This is a genomic window from Lysobacter capsici (genome assembly GCF_014779555.2).
Lineage (GTDB): Bacteria > Pseudomonadota > Gammaproteobacteria > Xanthomonadales > Xanthomonadaceae > Lysobacter > Lysobacter capsici.
Genome location: NZ_CP094357.1, coordinates 3,058,513 through 3,083,113 on the forward strand (window position 1 = coordinate 3,058,513; position 24,601 = coordinate 3,083,113).

At 70.6% G+C, this 24,601-nt stretch carries 2 protein-coding genes (both running past the window's edge); both read left to right on the forward strand.

Annotated elements, in window-relative coordinates:
• Window positions 1–14,261 carry the 3' portion of a non-ribosomal peptide synthase/polyketide synthase gene (locus tag IEQ11_RS25895; protein ID WP_191820634.1) on the forward strand. The gene continues 13,549 nt to the left of window position 1, outside the view, so the window shows 14,261 of its 27,810 coding nt (coding positions 13,550–27,810); its start codon lies beyond the left edge, outside the window; the stop codon is at window positions 14,259–14,261.
• On the forward strand, window positions 14,242–24,601 hold the 5' end (the start) of the coding sequence (locus tag IEQ11_RS25900; protein ID WP_191820635.1) for a non-ribosomal peptide synthase/polyketide synthase. The gene runs 11,879 nt beyond the window's last position; 10,360 of the gene's 22,239 nt are visible here — the first part of the coding sequence; it begins with the start codon at window positions 14,242–14,244; its stop codon lies beyond the right edge, outside the window. The genes IEQ11_RS25895 and IEQ11_RS25900 overlap by 20 nt, the downstream gene beginning before the upstream one ends.

Genomic DNA, 24,601 nt, shown 5'->3' on the forward strand with positions numbered 1-24,601 from the left:
ATCCGCGCAACGCCGTGTTGCTGCGCGAGGATGCGCCAGGCCACAAGCAACTGGTCGCCTACCTGGCGAGCACCGAAGCCGTCGATGCGGCCGCGCTGCGGCAACAGCTCAGCGCGCAGCTGCCCGACTACATGCTGCCCGCCGCGTTCGTGGCGCTCGACGCGCTGCCGCTGACCCCCAACGGCAAGCTCGACCGCAAGGCGCTGCCGGCGCCCGAGTTCAGCGCAGGCGAAGGCCGCGGCCCGCGCAACCCGCGCGAAGCGCTGCTGTGCGCGCTGTTCGCCGAAGTGCTGGGCGTGGAGCGCGTCGGCATCGACGATCATTTCTTCGCCCTCGGCGGCCATTCGCTGCTCGCCACCCGACTGGTCAGCCGCATCCGCGCCGAACTGGCGGTGGAACTGCCGCTGCGCGCGCTGTTCGAGGCGCCGACCGTGGACGCGCTGGCGCAGGCGCTGCCCGGCGCGCACGGCGCGCGTCCGCCACTGCTTCCGCAGGCGCGGCCGCCGCGCTTGCCCTTGTCCTACGCGCAGCGCCGGCTGTGGTTCATCCAGCAGTTCGAGCGCCAGTCCGGCCACGACAATGCGCGCGAAGGCGCCGGCGCGGCCTACAACATCTCGATGCCGCTGCGTCTGCGCGGGCGCCTGGACCGCGCCACGTTCGACGCCGCCGTGGCCGATGTGCTGGCCCGCCACGAAAGCCTGCGCACGACCTTCCCGGACATCGACGGCGATCCTTGCCAGCAGCTGATCGCCGCCGAGGACGCGGGCAACGTGCTCGAGTTCGTGCGCGTCGATGCGCGCTCGCTGGAGCGGGAACTGCGCGGCCGCGCCCTGCACGTGTTCGACCTCGGCGCGGAACTGCCGCTGCGGGTCAGCGTGCTGAGCACGAGCGAAGACGACCACGTGCTGCTGGTGGTGCTGCATCACATCGCCGGCGACGGTTCCTCGCTGGCGCCGCTGGCGCGCGATCTGAGCCGCGCCTATGCCGCGCGTCTGCGCGGGCAGGCGCCGGACTGGGCGCCGCTGCCGGTGCAATACCCCGATTACACCCTGTGGCAGCAGCGCATGCTCGGCAGCGAACTCGATGCCGACAGCCTGATCGCGCAGCAATTCGACTATTGGCGCGAACAGCTGGCCGGCCTGCCCGAACGCATCGAGCTGCCGATCGACCGGCCGCGCCCGGCCATCGCCAGCCTGCGCGGCCGGCAGTTGTCGCTGCACATCGACGCGGCCTTGCACGCGCGTCTGCTGCAACTCGCGCACCGCCACGAAGCCAGCCTGTTCATGGTGCTGCAAGCCGGCTTGTCGGCGCTGCTGCACCGGCTCGGCGCGGGCGAGGACATCGCGATCGGCAGCGCCATCGCCGGTCGCAACGATCAGGCGCTGGACGAACTCGTCGGCTTCTTCGTCAACACCCTGGTGCTGCGCGCCGATCTGTCCGGTCGCCCGGACTTCGCCACCCTGCTCGGCCGCGTGCGCGCCACCGCGCTGGCCGCCTACACCCATCAGGACGCGCCGTTCGAGCGCCTGGTGGAACTGCTCAACCCGGTGCGCTCGACCGCCCACCACGCGCTGTTCCAGGTCGGACTGGTGTTGCAGAACGTCGAACAAGCCGCGCTGGAACTGCCGGGGCTGGAAGTGTCGGAGCATCCGGCCGACTTCCGCACGGCCAAGTTCGACCTGTTCTTCAACCTCAGCGAACGCCACGCCGACGGCGCGCCGGCCGGGCTGGCCGGCAAGCTCGAGTACGCCACCGACCTGTTCGACGAATCCAGCATGGCCGCGCTGTGGCAACGCCTGCTGCGGCTGCTCGACACGGCCTGCGCCGATCCCGCGCGCAAGATCGCCGACATCGACCTGCTCGACGCCGAAGAACGCGCCGGACTGCGCCAGCGCGCCAGCGACGGCATCGCCGCGCCGGCCGCGGCGAGCATCGTCGAACTGTTCGAGCGTCAGGTCGCGTGCGATCCCGACGCGCCGGCGCTGTTGTACCGCGACCAGTGTTGGAGCTACGCCGAACTCGACCGCCGCGCCAATCGCGTCGCGCATGCGTTGATCGCCGAAGGCATCGGCGCCGAGGATCGTGTCGCCATCGCCCTGCCGCGTTCGCCGGAGATGGTGGTCGCCGCGCTCGGCGCGCTCAAGGCCGGCGCGGCCTATCTGCCGCTGGATCCGGACTATCCGCCGGAACGGCTGGCCTACATGCTCACCGACGCCAAACCGGCGTTGTTGATCAGCCGGCGCGAGATCGAAGCGCGCCTGCCCGAGCACGGCGTCGCGCCGTGGCTGCTCGACGCGGCGCAGACCGTGCAGACCTTGGCCGCGCAAGCCGTCGATGCGCCGCGCGCGCGCATCGTCTCGCCGCAGCAGGCCGCCTATGTCATCTACACCTCCGGCTCCACCGGCCGGCCCAAGGGCGTGGTGGTCAGCCATGCCGGCGTGCCGAGCCTGCTGGCCGCGCAAACCGCCGCGTTCGAGGTCGGACCCGGCGCGCGCGTGCTGCAGTTCGCCTCGCTGAGCTTCGACGCCGCGTTCTGGGAACTGTGCATGACGCTGCTGTCGGGCGCCGCGCTGGTGATGGGCGACGCCGAACAGCTGCGTCCGGGCGAAGCGCTGACCGCGCTGATGCGCGAGCACGGCGTCACTCATGCGACCCTGCCGCCGGCCGCGCTGCCGGTGCTCGATGCCGACGCCGTGCCGCTGCTGCGCGACCTGATCGTCGCCGGCGAAGCCTGCGCGCCGCCGCTGGTGGAGGCGTGGTCGCGCGGCCGCCGCATGACCAATGCCTACGGGCCGACCGAAACCACGGTGTGCGCGACCATGAGCGCACCGCTGAGCGGCGCGATCGATGCGCCGATCGGCGCGCCGATCCGCGGCGCGCGAGTGTACGTGCTCGATGCCGGCCTGCAGCCGGTGCCCGCCGGCGTGACCGGCGAGCTGTATCTGGCCGGCGCCGGTCTGGCGCGCGGCTATCTGGGCCGCGCCGCGCTCACCGCCGAACGCTTCGTCGCCGATCCGTTCGCGCCCGGCGAGCGCATGTACCGCAGCGGCGATCTCGCCCGCTGGAACCGCGAGGGACAGCTCGAATTCCTCGGCCGCGTCGATCATCAGGTCAAGATCCGCGGCTTCCGCATCGAACTGGGCGAAATCGAATCGGCGCTGCAACGTCATCCGGCGGTGGCGCAGTCGATCGTCGTCGCGCGCGAGGACGTGCCCGGCCACAAGCAACTGGTCGGCTACGTGGTGCTCGAACGCGAGCTCGAAGCGCGCGACGAAGACCGCGAGGCGCGCCAGATCGGCGAGTGGGAAACCATCTACGAGGACTTGTACGGCGACAAGGCGCTCGACGGCGCCTACGCCTTCGGCGAGAACTTCCACGGCTGGAACAGCAGCTACGACGGCAGCGAAATCCCGCTGGAACAGATGCGCGAATGGCGCGCGCATACGGTCGAACGGATCCTCGAACTCAAGCCCGAACGGGTGCTGGAAATCGGCGTCGGCAGCGGCCTGATCCTGTCGCAGGTGGCGCCGCACGTGCGCGCCTATCACGGCACCGATCTGTCGGCGGCCACGGTCGAACGCCTGCGCGCGGAAGTCGCGCAACAGCCGGCGTTGGCCGGCAAGGTCGAACTGTATGCGCGGCCGGCCCACGACATGGACGGCCTCGACGCCGGCCTCGCCCCGGGTGAGCGTTTCGACGCGATCGTGATCAACTCGGTGCTGCAGTACTTCCCCAACGGCGAGTACCTGGCGCAGACCATCGGCCAAGCGATGCGCCTGCTCGCGCCGGGCGGCGCGCTGTACCTGGGCGACGTGCGCAATCTGCGCCTGCAGCGCAGCTTCGCCACCGCGATCGCCCTGCATCAGAGCGATGACGACACCGATACGGCCACCTTGCTGCGCCGCGCCGAGCAACTGCGGCTGGCCGAGAAGGAACTGCTGGTCGCGCCGGAGTTCTTCGCCGCGCTGGCGCAGCGCGACGATGCGATCTGCGCGGTCGATATCCAGACCAAGCGCAGCGGTTACGGCAACGAACTCAGCCGCCACCGCTACGAAGTCGTCCTGCGCAAGGGCCCGCTGCCGCTGCGTTCGGCGGCGGCGTGGCCCGCCGTCGCTTGGACGCCGGCGCTGGCGGACGACAATGCGTTCGTGCGCCTGCTGCGCGAGCGTGGCGACGGCCTGCGCCTGACCGGCGTGCCGAACGATCATCTGCAAGCGGAAACCGATGCGTTGAACGCGCTGGTCGACGGCGTGTCGGTGACCGCCGCGCGAGCGCGCCTGCTCGACGCCGGCGACCGCGTCGATGCGCGCAGCGAAGCGCTGATCGCCACCGCCGCGGCGCTGGGGCTGCGCGCCGCGAGCACCTGGGCCGGCGACGGCGTGGACGACCAACTGGAACTGCTGTTCTGGCGCGAAGACGGCCGCACCATCGCCGACCTGCACCGCCCGGCCGCGGTGCGCGAACTGTCGGCCTGCACCAACGAGCCGTCCGCGTTCGACCAGTTCGCCGATCTGCGCCGGCACATCGCCGCGCAGCTTCCGGACTACATGCAGCCGCTGCTGGTGCTGTTGCCGCAGATGCCGCTGACGCCGAACGGCAAGATCGACCGCAAGGCCTTGCCTGCGCCCGACTTCAGCTCGGGTCAGCACCGCGCCGCCGGTAACGAGCGCGAGCAGACCCTGGCCGCGCTGTACGCGCAGGTGCTGGGCCTGCCGCGGGTCAGCGTCGCCGACAGCTTCTTCGATCTCGGCGGCGACAGCATTCTTTCGATCCAGCTGGTCGGCCTGGCGCGCAAGGCCGGGCTGCTGATCACCCCGCGCGAAGTGTTCCAGCACCAGAACGTGGCGGCGTTGGCGCGGATCGCGCGCGACGCCGACGCCGGTCTGCCTGCGCTGGTCGACGAACCGGTCGGCGCGCTGGCGCCGTTGCCGATCCTGCAATGGTTCCTCGACCGCGAGGCGCCGCTGGACGGTTTCAACCAGCGCGTGCTGCTGCGCGTGCCCGGCGGTCTGTCGCAGCAGGTGCTGCACGAGGCATTGGCCGCGCTGATCCGACATCACGACGCGCTGCGCCTGCAATTGCGCCGCGACGACGATATCTGGACGCTGCACGTGCCGGAACCCGAATCCGCCCGCTTCGGCCTGCGCCGCGTGGATATCGCCGGACTCGATCAGGCCGCGCTGCAAACCGCGCTCGACGCAGCGGCCGCGACGGCCGCGCAAGAGCTGGCCATCGACACCGGCGAGCTGCTGCAAGCCGTGTGGTTCGATGCCGGCGACGAGACCAGCGGCCGTCTGCTGCTGTGCATTCACCACCTCGCCGTCGACGGCGTGTCCTGGCGCATCCTCATTCCGGACCTGCGCGAGGCGGTCGAATCGCTCGCCGCCGGCCGCGAACCGGTGTTCGCCGCGCGCAGTCATTCGCTGCGCGCCTGGACCGCCCAGTTACGCGAACAAGCGACCTCGCCCGCGCGCCTGGCCGAATTGCCGCATTGGCGCGCCCTGGCCGAAGGTATCGACCCGCCCCTGTCGCCGGTCGCGCTGGATCCGCTGCGCGACGTCGGCGCCGCCTGCGGCCACCACAGCCTGAGCCTGCCGGCGTCGGTCGCCACGCCGTTGCTGACCGCGCTGCCGGCGCGCTTCCACGCCGGCATCAACGACGTGCTGCTCAGCGCCTTCGCCCTGGCCTTGGGCGACTGGCGCCGCCGTCATACCGGCCAGTCCTGCGAGCGCGTGCTGCTGGATCTGGAAAGCCACGGCCGCGAGAGCGCGCACAGCGAGCTCGACCTGTCGCGCACGGTCGGCTGGTTCACCAGTCTGTATCCGCTGCGGCTGGACCTGGACGGCATCAACCAGGCCCAGGCGCTCGGCGGCGGGCGCGAGCTCGAACGCGCGCTCAAGCGGGTCAAGGAACAACTGCGCGCCGTGCCCGATCACGGCCTGGGTTACGGCGCGCTGCGCTGCTTCAATCCCGACGCCGCGCGGGCGCTGGCGGCGTTGCCGCAGCCGCAGGTCAGCTTCAACTACCTCGGCCGCTTCGCCGTGACCGGACAGGCCGCGGGCGCGCGGACAGCGAGCGACCACGGCCACGGCGACTGGATCGCCGCCGCCGAAACACCGGCGCCGGCCGGCGGCGAAGCGCTGCCGATCGCGCACGCCATCGAACTCAATGCGCTGACCCAGGACCGCGACGACGGCCCCGAGTTCCTCGCCACCTGGTCGTGGCCGCGGGCGCTGTTTTCGCAGCAGCAGATCGAAGACCTGGCGCAGACCTTCGCCCGCGTCCTGCGCGCCCTCGCCGCGCTCGCCGGCGACGCGCACAGCGGCGGCCTGAGCCCGTCGGACGTGGCCCTGGCCGCGCTCGAGCAGGATGGGATCGAACGGCTGGAACGCGACTACCGCGACAGCGGCGGCGTCGCCGACCTGCTGCCGCTGACGCCGCTGCAACACGGCCTGCTGTTCCACACCCTGTACGAACACGACGGCCCCGACCCGTACGTGGTGCAGGTGCGTTTCGATCTCGACGGCCCGCTGGATCCAGTTCGCCTGCGCGAAGCGGCACGCACCTTGATGCAGCGCCATCCGCATCTGTCGGCCGCCTTCGTCCACCGCGGCCTGGAACGGCCGGTGCAGGTGATCCCACGCGAGATTCCGCTGGACTGGCGCCGCATCGATCTGTCCGCGCATCCGGCCGATACCCGCGAAGCCGAAGCCGCGCGCATCGCCGAACACGACAGGGTCCGGCGTTTCGAGCTGGACCAGGCGCCGCTGCTGCGCTTCACCCTGCTCGCGCTCGGCGCCGGAGCCGACGGCCGCGTGCGTCATCGCCTGCTGATCGCCAACCATCACATCCTGCTCGACGGCTGGTCGATGCCGCTGCTGGTGCAGGAGTTGTTCGCGCTGTACTCCGGCGCGTCGCTGCCGCGCGCAAGCGCCTATCGCGATTACCTGCACTGGCTGAGCGCGCGCGACCCGCAGCTGGGCGAGCTCGCCTGGCGCGAAGCGCTGGACGGCATCGACGAGCCGACCCTGCTGCTGCCCTCGCAGCCGCACGCCTCCGGCCGCCAGAGCGAACACGAACTGGAACTGCCCGAAGGCCTGTCGCGCACCCTGGCGCAACTGGCGCGGCGCCACGGCCTGACCTTGAACATCCTGGTCCAGGGCGCGTGGGGCCTGCTGCTGGGCCGCATGCTCGGCCGCGACGACGTGGTCATCGGCACCACGGTGTCGACGCGCCCGTCGGAACTCGGCGAGGTCGAGCGCATGATCGGCTTGTTCATCAACACCGTGCCGACCCGCCTGCGCCTGGACCCCAAGCGCAGCTTCGTCGACCTGCTGCAGGAACTGCAGCGCCAGCAGACCGCGCTGATGGAGCATCAGCATCTCGACCTGGCCCAGTTGCAGCGCTACGCCGGGTTCGAGCGGCTGTTCGACACCTTGTACGTGTTCGAGAACTATCCGATCGATCACGACGGCCTGGCCAATGCGCTGGGCGAGTTGAGCATCGCCGGCTTCGCCAGCAGCGACGCCACCCATTACCCGTTGAGTCTGCTGGTCACGCCGGGTAAGCGCCTGTCGCTGCGTTTCAACTTCGATCCGGCGCGGCTGGATGCGCTGAGCGTGCAGCGCCTGGCCGAGCGCCTGTCGCGCCTGCTCGACGCGGTCGCCGCGCATCCGCAGCGCAGCCTGGAGCATTTCGACCTGCTCGACGATCGCGAGCGCCGGCGCGTGCTGTACGACTGCAACGACAGCGAACGCGAGCTGCCCGCCGCGACCGTGCCGGCATGGTTCCAGCAGCGTGTCGCCACTGCGCCCGAGGCGATCGCGCTGGCCGACGCGCATGGCGAACTGACGTACGCCGAACTCAACCGCCGCGCCAACCGCGTGGCGCATGCGCTGATCGCGCGCGGCGTCGGCCCGGAGGATCGCGTCGCCCTGGCGATTCCGCGTTCGTTCGACACCGTCGTCGCCGTGCTCGGCATTCTCAAGGCCGGCGCGGCGTATCTGCCGCTCGACGCTGATCATCCGCTCGAACGCCTGGACTACACCTTGCGCGACGCGCGTCCGCGCCATGTGCTGGCCACCCGCGCCGTCGCCGCGCGGTTGCCGCAGGACGCGCCGCTGCTGCTGATCGACGAAGCCAGCGGTTTCGCCAACGAAATCGCCCACGCCGCCGGCCACGACCCGTCCGACGCCGAACGCATGCACGCGCTGTCGTCGCAGCATCCGGCCTATGTGATCTACACCTCCGGTTCGACCGGCCAGCCCAAGGGCGTGTGCGTCACCCACGCCGGCATTCCCAGCCTCGTCCACAGTCAGGTCGAACGCTTCGGCCTCGGCCCCGACAGCCGCGTGCTGCAGTTCGCGTCGATGAGTTTCGACGCGGCGGCGATGGAGATGCTGATGTGCTTCGCCGCCGGCGCCACCCTGGTGCTGCCGCCGCCGGGCCTGCTGCTCGGCGACGCGCTCGCGCGCACCCTCGCCGAGCAACGCATCAGCCACAGCCTGATTCCGCCGAGCGCGCTCGGCAGCCTGGATCCGGCCGCGCTGGCCTGGCCGAAGACGCTGATCGTCGGCGGCGAAGCCTGCCCGCCGCACGTGGCCGCGGCGTGGTCGCGCGACGGCCGCCGTCTGGTCAATGCCTACGGCCCGACCGAGATCACCATCTGCGCGGCGATGAGCCAGGCGCTGGACGAAACCGGCCTGGCCGGCGCGGCGCCGCCGCTCGGCGGACCGGTCGCCAACACCCGCCTGTACGTGCTCGACGCGATGCTGCGGCCGGTGCCGGCCGGCGTCGCCGGCGAGTTGTACATCGCCGGCGCCGGTCTGGCGCGCGGTTATCTCGATCGCCCGGGCCTGAGCGCCGAGCGCTTCGTCGCCGATCCTTTCCACGTCGGCCAGCGCATGTACCGCAGCGGCGATCTGGCGCGGCGGCGCGAGGACGGCCAGCTCGATTACCTCGGCCGCGTCGATCAGCAGGTCAAGCTGCGCGGCTTCCGCATCGAACTGGGCGAAGTGCAATCCGCGCTGGCGCAATGCGGCTATCCGGGCAACGCCGCGATCGTACGCGAAGACCGTCAGGGCCATCCGCAACTGGTCGCCTATCTGGTCTCGGCCGAGCCGGTCGATGCCGACGCGTTGCGCAAGCGTCTGACCCAGCGTCTGCCCGAGTACATGGTGCCGGCCGCGTTCGTCGCGCTCGACGCGCTGCCGCTGACCGCCAACGGCAGCAAGCTCGACCGCAAGGCGCTGCCGGCGCCGGAGTTCGCCGCGCGCGCGCTGTCGCGCGGCCCGGCCAACGCCACCGAGCAGTTGCTGTGCTCGCTGTTCGCCGAAGTGCTGGGTCTGGAACGGATCGGCGCGGAAGACAACTTCTTCGCCTTCGGCGGCCATTCGCTGCTGGCCACGCGCCTGATCGGCCGTATCCGCGCGACCTTCGACGTCGAATTGCCGATCCGCGCGTTGTTCGACGCGCCCACCGTGGAAACCCTGGCGCGGCGCCTGCCCTCGGGCGCAACCGCGCGCGAGCCGCTGCTGCCGCAGACGCGGCCGGCGTTGCTGCCGCTGTCGTTCGCCCAGCAGCGGCTGTGGTTCCTGCACCGGTTCGAAGGGCCGAGCGCGACCTACAACATCCCGTTGGCGCTGCGCCTGGACGGCGAGCTCGACGGCGATGCGCTGGAAGCGGCCTTGAACGACGTGGTGGCGAGACACGAAAGCCTGCGCACGTTGTTCCCGGCCGGCGACGTGCCGCAGCAGCGGGTGTTGCCGACCGATCAGGCCGTGTTGCGCCTGCACCGCGCCCGCGGCGACGAAGCCGGGCTGCACGCGGCGTTGTCGGCCGCGGCCGCGCATCGCTTCGATCTCAGCCGCGAGCTGCCGCTGCGCGCGAGCCTGATTGAACTGGGCCCGCAACGCCACGCCCTGCTGCTGTTGCTGCACCACATCGCCGGCGACGGCGCCTCGCTGCAACCGCTCGCGCGCGACCTCAGCCACGCCTACGCCGCGCGCCGGCGCGGCCGTGCGCCGGCGTTCGCGCCGCTGCCGGTGCAGTACGCCGACTACACCTTGTGGCAACGCCGCGGCCTGGGCGAGGAAACCGATCCCGACAGCCGCCTGGCGCAGCAACTGCACTACTGGAAGCGTCAGCTGGCCGATCTGCCCGACCGCATCGCCCTGCCGAGCGACCGGCCGCATCCGCCGCAGTCGAGCTATCGCGGCGGTCATCTGCCGTTGTCGCTCGACGCCGCGCTGCACGCGCGGCTGACGGCGCTGGCGCGCAGCCAGGGCGCGACCTTGTTCATGGTGCTGCAGGCCGCGCTGGCGGCGACATTGGGCCGGCTCGGCGCCGGCGACGACGTCGCCCTGGGCACGCCGATCGCCGGCCGCGGCGACGAGGCCTTGCACGATCTGGTCGGCCTGTTCCTCAACACCCTGGTGCTGCGCACCGATCTGTCCGGCGATCCGGGTTTCGCCGAACTGCTCGGACGCGTGCGCGAGACCAACCTCGCCGCGTACGAGCATCAGGACGTCCCGTTCGAACGCCTGGTCGATGCGCTGCAACCGGCGCGATCGATGGCCCATCACCCGTTGTTCCAGGTGATGCTGTCGTTGCAGAACCATGCCAGCGGCGAACTCGCCCTGCCCGGCCTGAAGGCGCGCCCGGCCGGGTTCGACCTGGACATCGCCCAGTTCGATCTGAGCTTCGATTTCAGCGAAGCCCACGACGAATTCGGCGCGCCGGCCGGCCTGCATGCCAGCATCGAGTACGCCAGCGATTTGTTCGAGGCCGATACCGCGCTGCGCATCGGCCGCTGCCTGCAACGCATGCTCGAAGCGGTCGCGGCCGATCCGCGCCGGCGCATCGGCGAGGTCGAACTGCTCGATGCCGATGAGCGCAATCAGTTGCTGTGCAATTCGCAGGGCCCGCGGATCGCGCCCTCGGGTGTGCTGCTGCCGCAATGGTTCGAACGCCAGGCCGCGGCCACGCCGGATGCGGTGGCGCTGGTCTGCGGCGAACAGTCGCTGAGCTTCGATCAGCTCAACCGCCGCGCCAACCGCATCGCGCATGCGCTGATCGCGCGCGGGCTCAAGGCCGAGGATCGCGTCGCCCTGGCTCTGCCGCGTTCGGCCGACACGGTCTGCGCCATGCTCGGCGCGCTCAAGGCCGGCGCGGCGTATCTGCCGCTGGACACCGAGCACCTGGGCGAGCGCCTGCGCGAGCTGATCGCCGAAGCCGCGCCCGCGCTGCTGCTCGGCCACGCCTCGATCTGCGCCACGCTCGGCCACGCCGGCCCGGCGTTGTTGCTCGATCAGGACGCCGGCCGCGCCGAACTGGCGTCGATGCCGGAGCGCAATCCGCACGACTCGCCCGAGCTCGGCCGCGCCGCGGCGCTGCATCCGCGGCAGGCCGCGTACGTGATCCACACCTCCGGTTCGACCGGCAAGCCCAAGGGCGTGGTCGTATCGCACGCCGGTCTGGCCAATCTGTTCGAGCACCACCGCGACGGCGTGATCGCCGATGCCGCGCGCCATGCCGGCGGCGGCACAGTGCGCTTCGGCCTCACCGCCACCTTCGCCTTCGACACCTCGCTGGAAGGCCTGCTGTTCCTGTGCGCCGGCCACGAGCTGCACGTGTTCGACGACGTGCTGCGGCGCGAGGGCGAAGTGCTGCTGAGCCACCTGCGGGCCGCGCGCATCGACGCGCTCGACCTGACCCCGACCCACTTCGAACAGCTGCAGCGCCTGGGCCTGCTCGACAGCGGCGAGTCCGGCCGCGCCTATCCCAGCACGCTGATGCTCGGCGGCGAATCGGTCAGCGAAACGCAGTGGCGCACGCTGCGCGGACATGCCTCGGTGCGCGGCCATAACTACTACGGTCCGACCGAGTACACGGTCGATGCCGGCGGCCTGGCCCTGAACGACGGCGACGAACGCCCGAGCATCGGCAGGCCGTTGCGCAATACCCGCTTCCACGTGCTCGACGCGCGGCTGCGGCCGGTGCCGGCCGGCACCGTCGGCGAGTTGTACATCGCCGGCGAAGGTCTGGCGCGCGGTTATCTCGGTCGTCCTACCTTGACCGCGGAACGTTTCGTCGCCGATCCCTTCGCGACAGACCCGTCCACCGCCGGCACGCGCATGTACCGCTCCGGCGATCTGGCGCGCTGGCGCCGCGACGGCCAGCTCGAACTGCTCGGCCGCGCCGATCATCAGGTCAAGATCCGCGGCTTCCGCATCGAGCCTGGCGAGATCGAAGCCGCGCTCGCGCAGATCGGTTTCGCCACTAACGCAGTGATCGCGCGCGAAGACCGGCCCGGCCACAAGCAACTGGTCGCCTACCTCGCCGCGCCCGCGCTGGCCGCGGCCGATCTGAGCCGGATCAGGAGCGAGCTGGCCGAACGCCTGCCCGATTACATGGTCCCGGCCGCGTTCGTCGCCCTGCCCGAGTTGCCGCTGACGCCCAACGGCAAGCTCGACCGCAAGGCGTTGCCGGCGCCGCAGGCGAGCGCCGCGACCGCCGCCGGCGCGGACGACAACGCCAGCGAACGCGAGCGGCTTCTGGCGAAGCTGTTCGGCGAAGTTCTGGGACTGGACGCGGTCGGCCTGGACGAGGGCTTCTTCAGTCTCGGCGGCGACAGCATCAGCTCGATCCAGCTGGTCGGCCGCGCGCGTCAGGCCGGATTGCGCCTGAGCGCGCGCGAAGTGTTCCAGCATCAAAGCGTGCGCGCGCTGGCCGCGGTGGTCAGCGAGGAACTGCTCGTCGCGTCCGCGCCGACGGTGGCGCCGGTCGGCGAGCTGCCGGCCACGCCGATCGTGCGCGATCTGTTCGAACACGACGCGCCGTACGCGCAGTACCAGCAATCGATGCTGCTCAAGGTGCCGGCGCTGCAGGCACGCGCGCTGGCGCAGGCCGTGCAGGCCTTGCTCGATCATCACCACGCCTTGCGCCTGCGCGTGCTCGACCGCGAACGTCTGGAAATCGCGCCGATCGGCGCGGTGCGCGCCGACGATTGCCTGCTGGCGATCGAAGCCGCCACGCCGAGCGCGGACGAGGTCGCCGCGCAGGCCCAGGCCGCGCAGCGCCGCCTGGATCCCGCCGCCGGCCGTCTGCTGCAAGCGGTGTGGTTCCATGCCGGCGACGAATCGCGTTTGCTGCTGGTGATCCATCACCTCGCCGTCGACGGCGTGTCCTGGCGCCTGCTGGTGCCCGATCTGCGCGCGGCCTACGAGCAGGCGCTGGCCGAGGCCGACCGGATCGAACTGGATCCGGCGCCGACCTCGCTGCGCGAATGGGCCTTGGCCCTGCCCGAGGCCGCGCAGCGCCGCCGCGAGGAACTGCCGCTGTGGCGCGACATGCTCGCCGGCGACGGCGCGGCCTGGCTGCCGCGCACCTTCGATCCGCGCCGCGACACCATGGCGACGATGCGCACCCATGTCGCCAGCCTGGACGCGGACACCACCCGCCTGCTGCTGACCCGCGCGCCCGAACGCATCAACGGCCGCATCAACGACGTGCTGCTGTGCGCCTTCCTGCTCGCCGCGCTGCAATGGCGGCGCGCGCGCGGCGACGGCGACGCGCACGCCGCCGCCTTCGATCTGGAAGGCCACGGCCGCGAAACGGCGGCGGTGGACGGCCTGATCGACGGCGCCGATCTATCGCGCACCGTCGGCTGGTTCACCAGCCTGTTCCCGCTGCGTCTGGACGTGGCCGACTTCGATATCGATCAGGCGCTGGCCGGCGGCAAGGCCTTGGAACGCGCGCTCAAATCGGTCAAGGAACAACTGCGCCGAGTGCCCGACCAGGGCATCGGTTACGGCCTGCTGCGCCATCTCGATCCGTCCGCGCGCGCCGAACTGGCCGCGCTGGCGCCGCCGTCGCTGGGCTTCAACTACCTCGGCCGCTTCGCGGTCGCCGACATCGACCGCAACGAAACCGACTGGAACCCGGTTGGCGAAGACGGCGGCTTCGGCGGCGGCGGCGACGCCGAACAGCCGCTGGCGCATCCGCTGGAACTCAACGCCCTGGTTCGCGACGAAGCCGACGGTCCGCGTCTGTACGCGAACTGGAACTGGGCCGGTGAACTGCTCGACGAAGCCGCGGTAGCGGCCTTCGCCCACGCCTGGTTCGACGCCCTGCGCCGCATCGCCGACTTCGCCCGCGAAGCCGACGGCGCCGCGCTGACGCCATCCGACGTGCCCTTGGTCGCGCTCGACCAATCCGACATCGAACTCCTGGAATCGCTCTATGCGCAACTCGAAAATTGAAGACATCCTGCCGCTGACGCCGCTGCAGCACGGCTTTTTGTTCCACGCCTTGTACGACGACAAGGTGCAGGACAGCTATGTGGTGCAGATGACCTTCGTCCTCGACGGCGCGCTCGACCCGGCCGCGCTGCGCGCCGCCGCCGACGCGCTGCTGCGCCGCCACGCCAGCCTGCGCGCGGCGTTCGTGCACCACAAGACCAAGGAACCGGTGCAGGTGATCCAGCGCGATCTCCGCGCGCCGTGGCGCGAGATGGACCTGTCGGCGCTTGCGCCCGAACAGCGCCAGGCCGCGCTCGAACAGGCCATCGCCGACGACGCCCAGGAACGCTTCGACCTGAGCCGCGCGCCGCTGCTGCGCTTCGTGCTGATCCGCGAATCGGCCGCGCGCCATTACCTGATCTTCAACAGCCACCACATCCTGCTCGACGGCTGGTCCACGCCGATCGTGCTGCAGGAGCTGTTCGCGCTGTACCGCAACGGCGCCGACACCGAGGCCTTGCCGCGGGTGGTGCCGTACCGCGACTACATGCGCTGGCTCGGCGGGCGCGACCACGCGGCCGCGCGCGAGGCCTGGCGCGAGGCCTTCCTCGGCTTCGAGGAACCGACCCGGATCGCCGCCGTCAGCACCGCGCCGGCGGTGCCGGACACCTTGCGCATCGACCTGCCCGACGAACTGGTGAAGCGTCTGACCCGACAGGCGCGCACGCTCGGCGTAACGCTCAACACCGTGGTCCAGGCGGCATGGGGCGTGCTGCTGGGCCGGCTGACCCATCGTCATGACGTCGCGTTCGGCACCACCGTGTCCGGCCGTCCGCCGGAACTGGCCGGCGTCGAGCAGATGGTCGGACTGTTGATCAACACCTTGCCGCTGCGCCTGCAATGGCGCCCGGACGAAACCGTCGCCGCGCTGCTGCAACGCTTCCAGCGCGAGCAGTCGGCGCTGCTCGATCACCAGCACCTCGGGCTGGCCGAGATCCAGCGCATCGCCGGCCACGGCGAATTGTTCGACACCCTGGTGCTGTTCGAGAACTTCCCGGTCGGCGAAGACGGCGACCGCCCCGACGACCTCGCCGTCGCCGTGCACAGCCACCACGGCGGCGACACCTCGCACTATCCGGTCGGTCTGGCGCTGATTCCGGGGCGCCCGGGCCAGCCGTATCAACTCAAGCTCAGCTACCGCCCCGACCTGCTCGAACGCGAGCAGGTGCTGCGCCTGGGCCAGCGCTATCAGCGCCTGATCGACGCGTTCGCCACCGACGCGCAGCAGCCGCTGGGCCGGATCGACCTGCTCGACGCCGACGAAACCCGGCTCGTGCTGCACGACTGGAACGCGACCGCGCACGAACAGCCGGACACCCATCTGGCCGCGTTGCTGTCGGCGCAGGCCGCGCGCACGCCCGACGCCATCGCGCTGTGCTTCGAAGGCAGTTCGCTGAGCTACGCTGAGCTGGAAGCGCGCAGCAACCGTCTGGCGCGCGCGCTGATCGCCCAGGGCATCGGCCCGGAATCCATCGTCGGCGTGGCGCTGCCGCGCTCGCTGGACCTGCCGATCGCGCTGTGCGCGGTGCTCAAGAGCGGCGCGGCCTATCTGCCGCTGGATACCGACTACCCGTCCGAACGTCTGGCCGACATGCTCGCCGACGCCGCGCCGGCCTGCGTGCTCACGCGCGGCGACGTGGCCGAAGCGTTGCCGGCCGCCGCGCCGCTGTGGCGGCTCGACGATGCCGCGCTGTGCGAACGCTTGGCCGCACTGCCGGCGCATGCCATCGACGACGGCGAACGCAGCGCGACCCTGCGGCCCGAGCATCCGGCCTATGTGATCTACACCTCCGGTTCCACCGGCAAGCCCAAGGGCGCGGTGATCCCGCACCGCGGCGTGGTCAATCGGTTGGAGTGGATGCAGCGCGAATACGGCCTGCAGGCCGACGACGCGGTGCTGCAGAAAACCCCGACGAGCTTCGACGTGTCGGTGTGGGAACTGTTCTGGCCGCTGACCCGTGGCGCGCGCCTGGTGCTGGCACGGCCCGACGGCCATCGCGAACCGCGCTACCTCGCCGAGCTGATCGAACGCGAACGCATCACCACCGTGCACTTCGTCGCATCGATGCTGGAAGTGTTCGTGCTCGAAGCCGGCGCCGAGCAATGCGCGAGCCTGCGCCGAGTCATCTGCGGCGGCGAAGCGCTGTCGGCCGATCTGCGCCGGCGCGTGACCGAGCGCCTTGGGCGCCCGCTGCATCATTCCTACGGCCCGACCGAAACCTCGATCGGCGTGGCCGCGTGGCCGTGCCGCGAGGTCGAAGACGGCCCGATCCCGATCGGCGGCCCGATCGCCAACACCCGTTTCTACGTGCTCGACAGCGCGCTGCGCCCGGTGCCGCCGGGAACGCTCGGCGAGCTGTACATCGCCGGCGACTGCCTCGCCCGCGGTTATCTCGGCCGCGCCGCGCTCAACGCCGAGCGCTTTGTCGCCGATCCGTTCGCCCGCGGCCAGCGCATGTACCGTTCCGGCGATCTGGCGCAATGGCGCGAGGACGGCGTCATCGTCCATCGCGGCCGCGCCGATCATCAGGTCAAGGTGCGCGGCCTGCGCATCGAGCTGGGCGAGATCGAGGCCGAACTGGCCCGCGCCGGCCACGCCCGCAACGCCGTGATCGTGCGCGAGGACCGTCCGGGCGATCGCCAGATCGTCGCCTATGTCGCCAGCGACAGCGGATTCGACGCCGAAGCCTTGCGCGCGCATCTGGCCGCGCGTCTGCCCGACTACATGCTGCCCGCCGCGCTGGTGGCGCTGCCGGCGCTGCCGCAGCTGCCCAACGGCAAGCTCGACCGCAAGGCCTTGCCGGCGCCGGATTACGCGCCGGTCAGCCTGCGCGAACCGCGCGACGAACGCGAGCGCATCCTGTGCGCGCTGTACGCCGAAGTGCTGGGCGTGCAGCGCGTCGGCATCGACGACAGCTTCTTCGACCTGGGCGGACACTCGCTGCTGGCGATTCGCCTGATCGGCCTGATCCGCGCGCGCCTGCAACTGGAACTGCCGATCCGCGCGCTGTTCGAACACCCCAGCGTGGCCGCGCTGGCGCCGCATCTGGACCGCAACCGCGCGCGCCGGCCGGCGTTGACGGCGCAACAGCGTCCGCGGGATCTGCCGCTTTCGTTCGCGCAATACCGGCTGTGGTTCCTGCATCAGCTCGAAGGGCCCAGCGCGACCTACAACATCCCGCTGGCGCTTCGCCTGCACGGCCCGCTCGACCCGGACGCGATGCAGGCGGCGATCAACGACGTGGTGGCGCGCCACGAAAGCCTGCGCACGCTGTTTCCGGACAGCGACACGCCGCGCCAGCACATCCTGGCCGCGCCCGGCGCCCACGACCGTCTCGACGACCAAGCCGCGTTCGTGGCGCTGGAAACCGTCGACACCGATGCAGACGCCTTGGACGCCGACCTGCGCCGGGCCGCGGCTTACGCCTTCGATCTGAGCTGCGAACTGCCGCTGCGCCCGACCTTGTTCCGGGTCGGCGCCGATGACCACGTGCTGCTGCTGTTGCTGCACCACATCGCAGGCGACGGCGCCTCGCTGGCGCCGCTGGCGCGCGACCTGTCGCAGGCTTATGCCGCGCGCCTGATGGGAGCGGTGCCGGCCTGGGCGCCGCTGCCGGTGCAATACGCCGACTACACCTTGTGGCAGCGGCAACTGATGGGCCGCGAGGACGACAACGACAGCCTGCTGCGCCAGCAGATCGACTACTGGAAGCAACGCTTGGCCGATCTGCCCGAACAACTGCCGCTGCCGACGGACCGGCCGCGTCCGGGCACCACCAGCTATCGCGGCCGCACCGCGCATTTCGAGTTCGACACCGCGCTGCACCGCCGACTGCTGACGCTGAGCCAGCGTCACGGCGCGACCTTGTTCATGGTGCTGCAGGCCGCGGTCGCCGCCTTGCTGACCCGCATGGGTTCGGGCACCGACATTCCGCTCGGCGCGCCGGTGGCCGGCCGCACCGACGCCGCGCTCGAGGATCTGGTCGGCCTGTTCCTCAACACCCTGGTGCTGCGCGTCGACTCCTCCGGCGATCCCAGCTTCGCCGCCTTGCTGGCGCGCGTGCGCGACACCGATCTGGCCGCCTACGAGCATCAGGACCTGCCGTTCGAGCAGTTGGTGGAAACCCTCAATCCGGTGCGTTCGCTGTCCTATCACCCGCTGTTCCAGGTGATGGTGGTGCTGCAGAACATGAGCGTCGGCGAGCTGCGCCTGCCCGGCCTGCGTTGCCAGGCGCATGCGCTGGAAACCGACGTGGTCAAGTTCGACCTCAACTTCGCGTTCTCCGAGCGCACCTTGGCCGACGGCGCGCCCGACGGCCTGCAAGGCGCGATCGAATACGCGACCGACCTGTTCGACGAAGCCAGCGTACACACGCTGTGGCGACGCTTCGAGCGGCTGCTGCACGCGGTCGCCGAAGACGCCGAGCGCAGCATCGGCGCGATCGAGTTGATGGACGCGGGCGAGCGGCAGTGCCTGCTGCACGACTGGAACGCCACCGAACACAGCGTGGTCGAAGCGACCTTGCCGTCGCTGTTCGAGGCCCAGGTCGCGCGCACGCCGTCGGCGCTGGCGGCGATTTACCAGGAGCAACCGGGCCAGGAGCAGCGTCTCGGCTTCGATGCGCTCAATCAACGCGCCAACCGCTTGGCCAATGTGTTGATCGCCGAAGGCGCGGGCCCCGAGCGGGTGGTGGCGATCGCGCTGCCGCCGTCGCTGGACCTGCTGGTCGCCCTGCTCGCCACGCTCAAGGCCGGCGCGGCGTATCTGCCGCTGGATCTGGGCAATCCGGGCGAGCGGCTGGCGATGATGCTCGACGACGCCAGGCCGGTGCGCGTGCTCACTCGCGAAGCCTTCGCCCACCTGCTGCCCGCGCACGCGCCGCTGTGCCGGCTCGACGATCCGGCGCTGCAATCGCGCCTGGCGCGCAGCAGCGCCGCCAATCCCACCGACGCCGACCGGCTGCGGCCGCTGAAGCTGCTGCATCCGGCCTATGTGATCTACACCTCCGGTTCCACCGGAAAGCCCAAGGGGGTGACGGTCGCGCACCGTTCGGCCGCGCATTACTTCGCCTGGTGCCGGCACGCCTACTTCGGCGCGAGCGACGGTAACGGCAATGGTTCGGCGACCACGCTGTCGGCCGCGTTCGACGGCAGCGTCACCGTGCTGTTCGCTCCGTTGCTGGCGGGTCAGCCGCTGACGCTGATCGAGACCGACAAGGAATTCGCCGGCCTCCTGGCCCGGCAACCGGCCGGCGGCTATGAACTGCTCAAGCTGACCCCGGCGCATTTGAAACTGCTCAACGCCACCCTGGAACCTGGCGCGCCGTCGCCCGCGCGCGCCCTGCTGCTCGGCGGCGAAGCGCTGGTGCCGGCCGACCTCGCCTATTGGCAGCAGCGTTATCCGGACGTGCGCCTGATCAACGAATACGGCCCGACCGAGGCCACGGTCGGCTGCAGCACCTACGAAGTCGATGCCGACATGCGCGAGGCCACCGCGGTGTCGATCGGCCGGCCGATCTGGAACGCGCGGCTGTACGTGCTCGACGAGCGACTGCGGCCGCAGCCGTGCGGCGTGGCCGGCGAGCTGTACATCGCCGGCGCCGGCCTGGCGCGCGGTTATCTCAATCGTCCCGGTCTGAGTGCCGAACGCTTCGTCGCCGACCCCTTCGTCGACGGCGAGCGCATGTACCGCACCGGCGATCTCGCCCGCTGGCGCGCCGACGGTCGCCTGGATTACCTGGGCCGCATCGACCATCAGGTCAAGATCCGCGGCTACCGCATCGAACTGGGCGAAATCGAAGCGGCCTTGGCGCAGGATGGCTTCGCCCACAATGCGGTGATCGCGCGCGAGGACCACGCCGGTCAGAAACAGCTGGTCGCGTATATCGCGATCGCCGGCTCCGCTGCCGACGACTTCGATCCGGCCGCTTTGCGCGCGCGGCTGGGCAAGCGCTTGCCCGACTACATGGTCCCGGCCGCCTTCGTCGTCCTCGACGAACTGCCGCTCACCGGCAACGGCAAGCTCGACCGCAAGGCATTGCCGGCGCCGCAACTGCGCAGCGTCGGCGAGCGCGCGCCGCGCAATGCCGCCGAAACCCTGCTGTGCGAACTGTTCGCCGACATCCTGCACCTGCCGCGGGTGAGCATCGACGACAACTTCTTCGCGCTCGGCGGCGACAGCATCGGCTCGACCCAGTTGGTCGGCCGCCTGCGCCGCGCCGGTTGGTCGGTCAGCGTGCGCACCGTGTTCGAACACCAGAGCCCGGAAGCGCTGGCGCAAGTCATGCGGCCGCTGGCCGAGACGGTCAAGACGACGTTGGAAGCGGCGGTCGGCGAACTGCCGGCCACGCCGATCATGCACTGGTTCCTCGAACAGGGCGGCCCGCTGCAGCAGTACCATCAGTCGGTGCTGCTGCAACTACCGGCCCTGCGCGAAGCCGATCTGCTCGCGGCCTTGCAGGCGGTGCTCGATCACCACGATGCCTTGCGCCTGCAACTGACGCCGCAGCAACGCTGGAACCTGCGCGCCGCCGGCGCGGTGCGCGCCAGCGACTGCCTGGCGCGCATCGAGACCGGCGATTGGGCCGCGGACAAGCGCGCATTCGAAGCGCGCATGCACGAACGCGCCAACGCCGCCGCGGCCGCGCTGGACCCGCGCAGCGGCCGCATGCTGCAAGCGCTGTGGTTCGATTACCAGGATCAACCGCTGTTGCTGGTGCAGATCCATCATCTGGCCATCGACGGCATTTCCTGGCGCATCCTGCTGCAGGACCTCAAGGACGCCGCCGCCGCGATTGCCGCCGGGCGCCCCGTCGTGCTGCCCGCGGTGGCGACGCCGCTGCGTCACTGGGCCTTGCAATTGCCGCAAGCCGCCGCGCAACGCGCGCACGAGTTGCCGCTGTGGCAATCGATGCTCGCCGGCCCCGATCCGGCGATCGGCGCACGCGCGCTCGACCCCGCGCGCGACACCGTGGCCACGCGCCGCAGCCTCAACCTCAGCCTGGACAGCGAGATCACCCGTTGCCTGCTGACCCGCGCGCCCGAGGCCATTCATGGCCGCATCAACGACGTGCTGCTCACCGGCTTCGCCCTGGCGCTGCGCAATTGGCGCGCGCGGCGCGGCCTGGGCGATCCGGCCAGCGTCCGCTTCGAACTGGAAGGCCACGGGCGCGAGGAGATCGTGGCCGGCGCCGAGCTGTCGCATACCCTGGGCTGGTTCACCAGCCTGTTCCCGGTGCAGCTGGATCTGGGCGCACTGGATCGCGACGGCATCGATGCGAACGCCGCCTTGCACGATGAGCGCGCGCTCGCGGCTTGCCTCAAGCAGGTCAAGGAACAACTGCGCCGCCTGCCCGACCAGGGCGTCGGCTACGGCCTGCTGCGTTATCTGCACGAACCCAGCCGACAGGCACTGGCCGAGCACGCGCCGCCGCAGATCGCCTTCAACTATCTGGGACGCTTCGGCGCCGGCGATGCGGGCGCGGATTGGGGCGCGACGGACCTCGTCGCGGTGCAGGCCGGCGATCATCCCGAACGGCCGCTGTCGCACACTCTTCAGCTCAATGCGATCACCCTGGACGGCGCTGCCGGACCGGTGTTGAACGCGACCTGGAACTGGGCCGGCGAGTTGCTGGATGAGCGCGACGTGCGCGAACTGGCCGAAGACTGGCACGCGGCCTTGCGCGCCATCGCCGACTACGCCTCGCGCACCGAGCGCGATGCGTTCACCGCCTCCGACCTGCCGCTGGTCGCGCTCGAACAGACCCAGATCGAGCGCATCGAAGCCGCGCAGCCGGCGCTGGCCGACATCCTGCCGCTGTCGCCGCTGCAGCACGGTTTCCTGTTCCATGCCTTGTACGACGAACGGGCGCACGACAACTACATGATGCAAGTGGTGCTGCGCTTCGACGGCCGCTTGCGCGGCGATGCGCTGCGCAAGGCCGCCGACACGCTGCTGCAACGCCACGCCAATCTGCGCGCGGCCTTCGTGCACGAAGGCCTGGGCGAAGCGGTCCAGGTTATCGCACGCAGCTTGGACGCGCCCTGGCGCGAACTGGACCTGGACGAGGACGGTTTCGCCGAACTGCTGCGCGAGGATCAACAGCAACGCTTCAACCTGAGCCAGGCGCCGTTGCTGCGTTTCACCCTGGTGCATACCGCGTCCGAGCAGCATTACCTGGTATTCACCAGCCACCACATCCTGCTCGACGGCTGGTCCACGCCGATCCTGATCCAGGAATTGCTGACGTTGTACGCGCAGGGCGAACACGCCGCGCTGCCGCGGGTCACCCCGTATCGCGACTACCTGCGTTGGCTGGCGAGCCGCGACAAGCCGGCCGCGTTGGCGGCCTGGCGCGAGGCGCTGGACGGGCTGGAGGAACCGAGCCGGATCGGCGCGGCGAACACCGCCGCGAGCACGCCCGAACTGCTGCGCTACCACCTGCCGCAAAGCCTCAGCGCGCGTCTGCTCGAACAGGCGCGCCAGTGCGGCGTCACCCTCAACACCGTGATCCAGGCGGCCTGGGGCATCCTGCTCGCGCGTCTGCTGCGTCGCGACGACGTGGTGTTCGGCATCACCTTCGCCGACCGTCCGGCCGAACTGGCCGGCAGCGAACAGATGGTCGGCCTGCTGATCAACACCTTGCCGCTGCGCCTGCGCCTGCACGCCGCCGAGTCCTTGCACGACTTGCTGCGGCGTCTGCAACGGCAGCAATCGGCGCTGCTCGAACACAGCCACCTCGGCTTGAGCGAGATCCAGCGCCTGGCCGGCCTGGGCGAGTTGTTCGACACCCTGATGGTGTACGAGAGCTATCCCATCGACGAGGCCAGTCTGCAGGCCCAGTCGCAACAACTCAGCGTGGCCTTCCACAGCCACCACGGTGGCGACACCTCGCACTATCCGCTGGGTCTGTCGGCGGTGCCCGGCGAACGCATCCGCCTGGGTTTCAGCTATCGCAGCGATGTGTACACACCCGCACAAGTCGAACGCCTGGCCGACAGCTATACCCGCATCCTGGAAGCGTTCGCCGAGCAGCCGCAATGCAGCCTGGCGCAACTCGACGTGCTGCCCGCGCTGGAACGCCAGCGCCTGCTGCGCGACTGGAACGACCGCGCCCTGCCCGTCGCCGCGCTGGATCTGGCGACGGTGCTGGAACAGCAAGCCGCGCGCAGCCCCGACGCGACCGCGCTGATCTTCGGCGAGCAACGGCTCAGCTACGCGCAATTGCATGAGCGCGCGCGCCGGCTCGCCGGCGTGCTGCGCGCGCGCGGCATCCGCGCCGAGGACCGCGTCGCGGTGGCGCTGCCGCGTTCGGCCGACCTGGTGGTCGCCCTGCTCGCCGTGCTCAAGGCTGGCGCGGCGTATCTGCCGCTGGACGTGGACTATCCGGCCGAACGTCTGGCCTATATGCACGACGACGCCGGTCCGGCGATCACGATCACCCGTCGCGACGCGATGCAGGCCGCGCCGGACAACGCATTGCTGCTCGACGACGACGCGGTGCGCGAGGCCATCGACAGCGCGGTTGCGGACAGCGCGGCGGACGACAGCGCGCTGCGTCCCGAGTTGCGGCTGGATCACCCGGCCTACGTGATCTACACCTCCGGCTCCACCGGCAAGCCCAAGGGCGTGGTGGTGAGCCATCGCCAGATCGTGCATTCGAATGCGGCGCGACTGGATTACTACGGATCGGCGAACGGCGGCGCCCCCGAAAACATGCTGCTGCTGCCGTCGGTGGCCTTCGACGCATCGCTCGGCGCGATCCTGCATGCCTTGAGCAGCGGCGGCACGCTGGTGTTGCCGGCGCCGGGACAGGAGCGAGAGCCGGCCGCGTTGGCCGAACTCGTGGCGCGGCACCAGGTACACGCCTGGCTCAGCGGACCGGCGCTGTATCGCGCGGTACTGGAGCAAGCGCAAGGCCGCTTGTCGACGCTGACGCGCGTGGTGCTGGGCGGCGAGTCCATCGCGGCCGCGCTGTTGCAGCAACATCGCGCGCAGGCTTCGGCCGAGTGCGCGCTGTACAACGAATACGGCCCGACCGAGGCCAGCGTGTGGTCGAGCGTGGCGCGGCTGCGCTCGCAGCCTCGGCCGGAGGCCGATGCCGACGAACTCGCCAGCGAACTGACCTGCATCGGCGCGCCGATCGCCAATACCCGCCTGTACGTGCTGAGCCCGCAACTGCAACCGCAGCCGGTGGGCGTCGCCGGCGAGTTGTACATCGCCGGTGCCGGCCTGGCGCGCGGCTACCTCGGGCGCGCCGCGCTCAGCGCCGAACGTTTCGTCGCCGATCCGTTCGCATCCG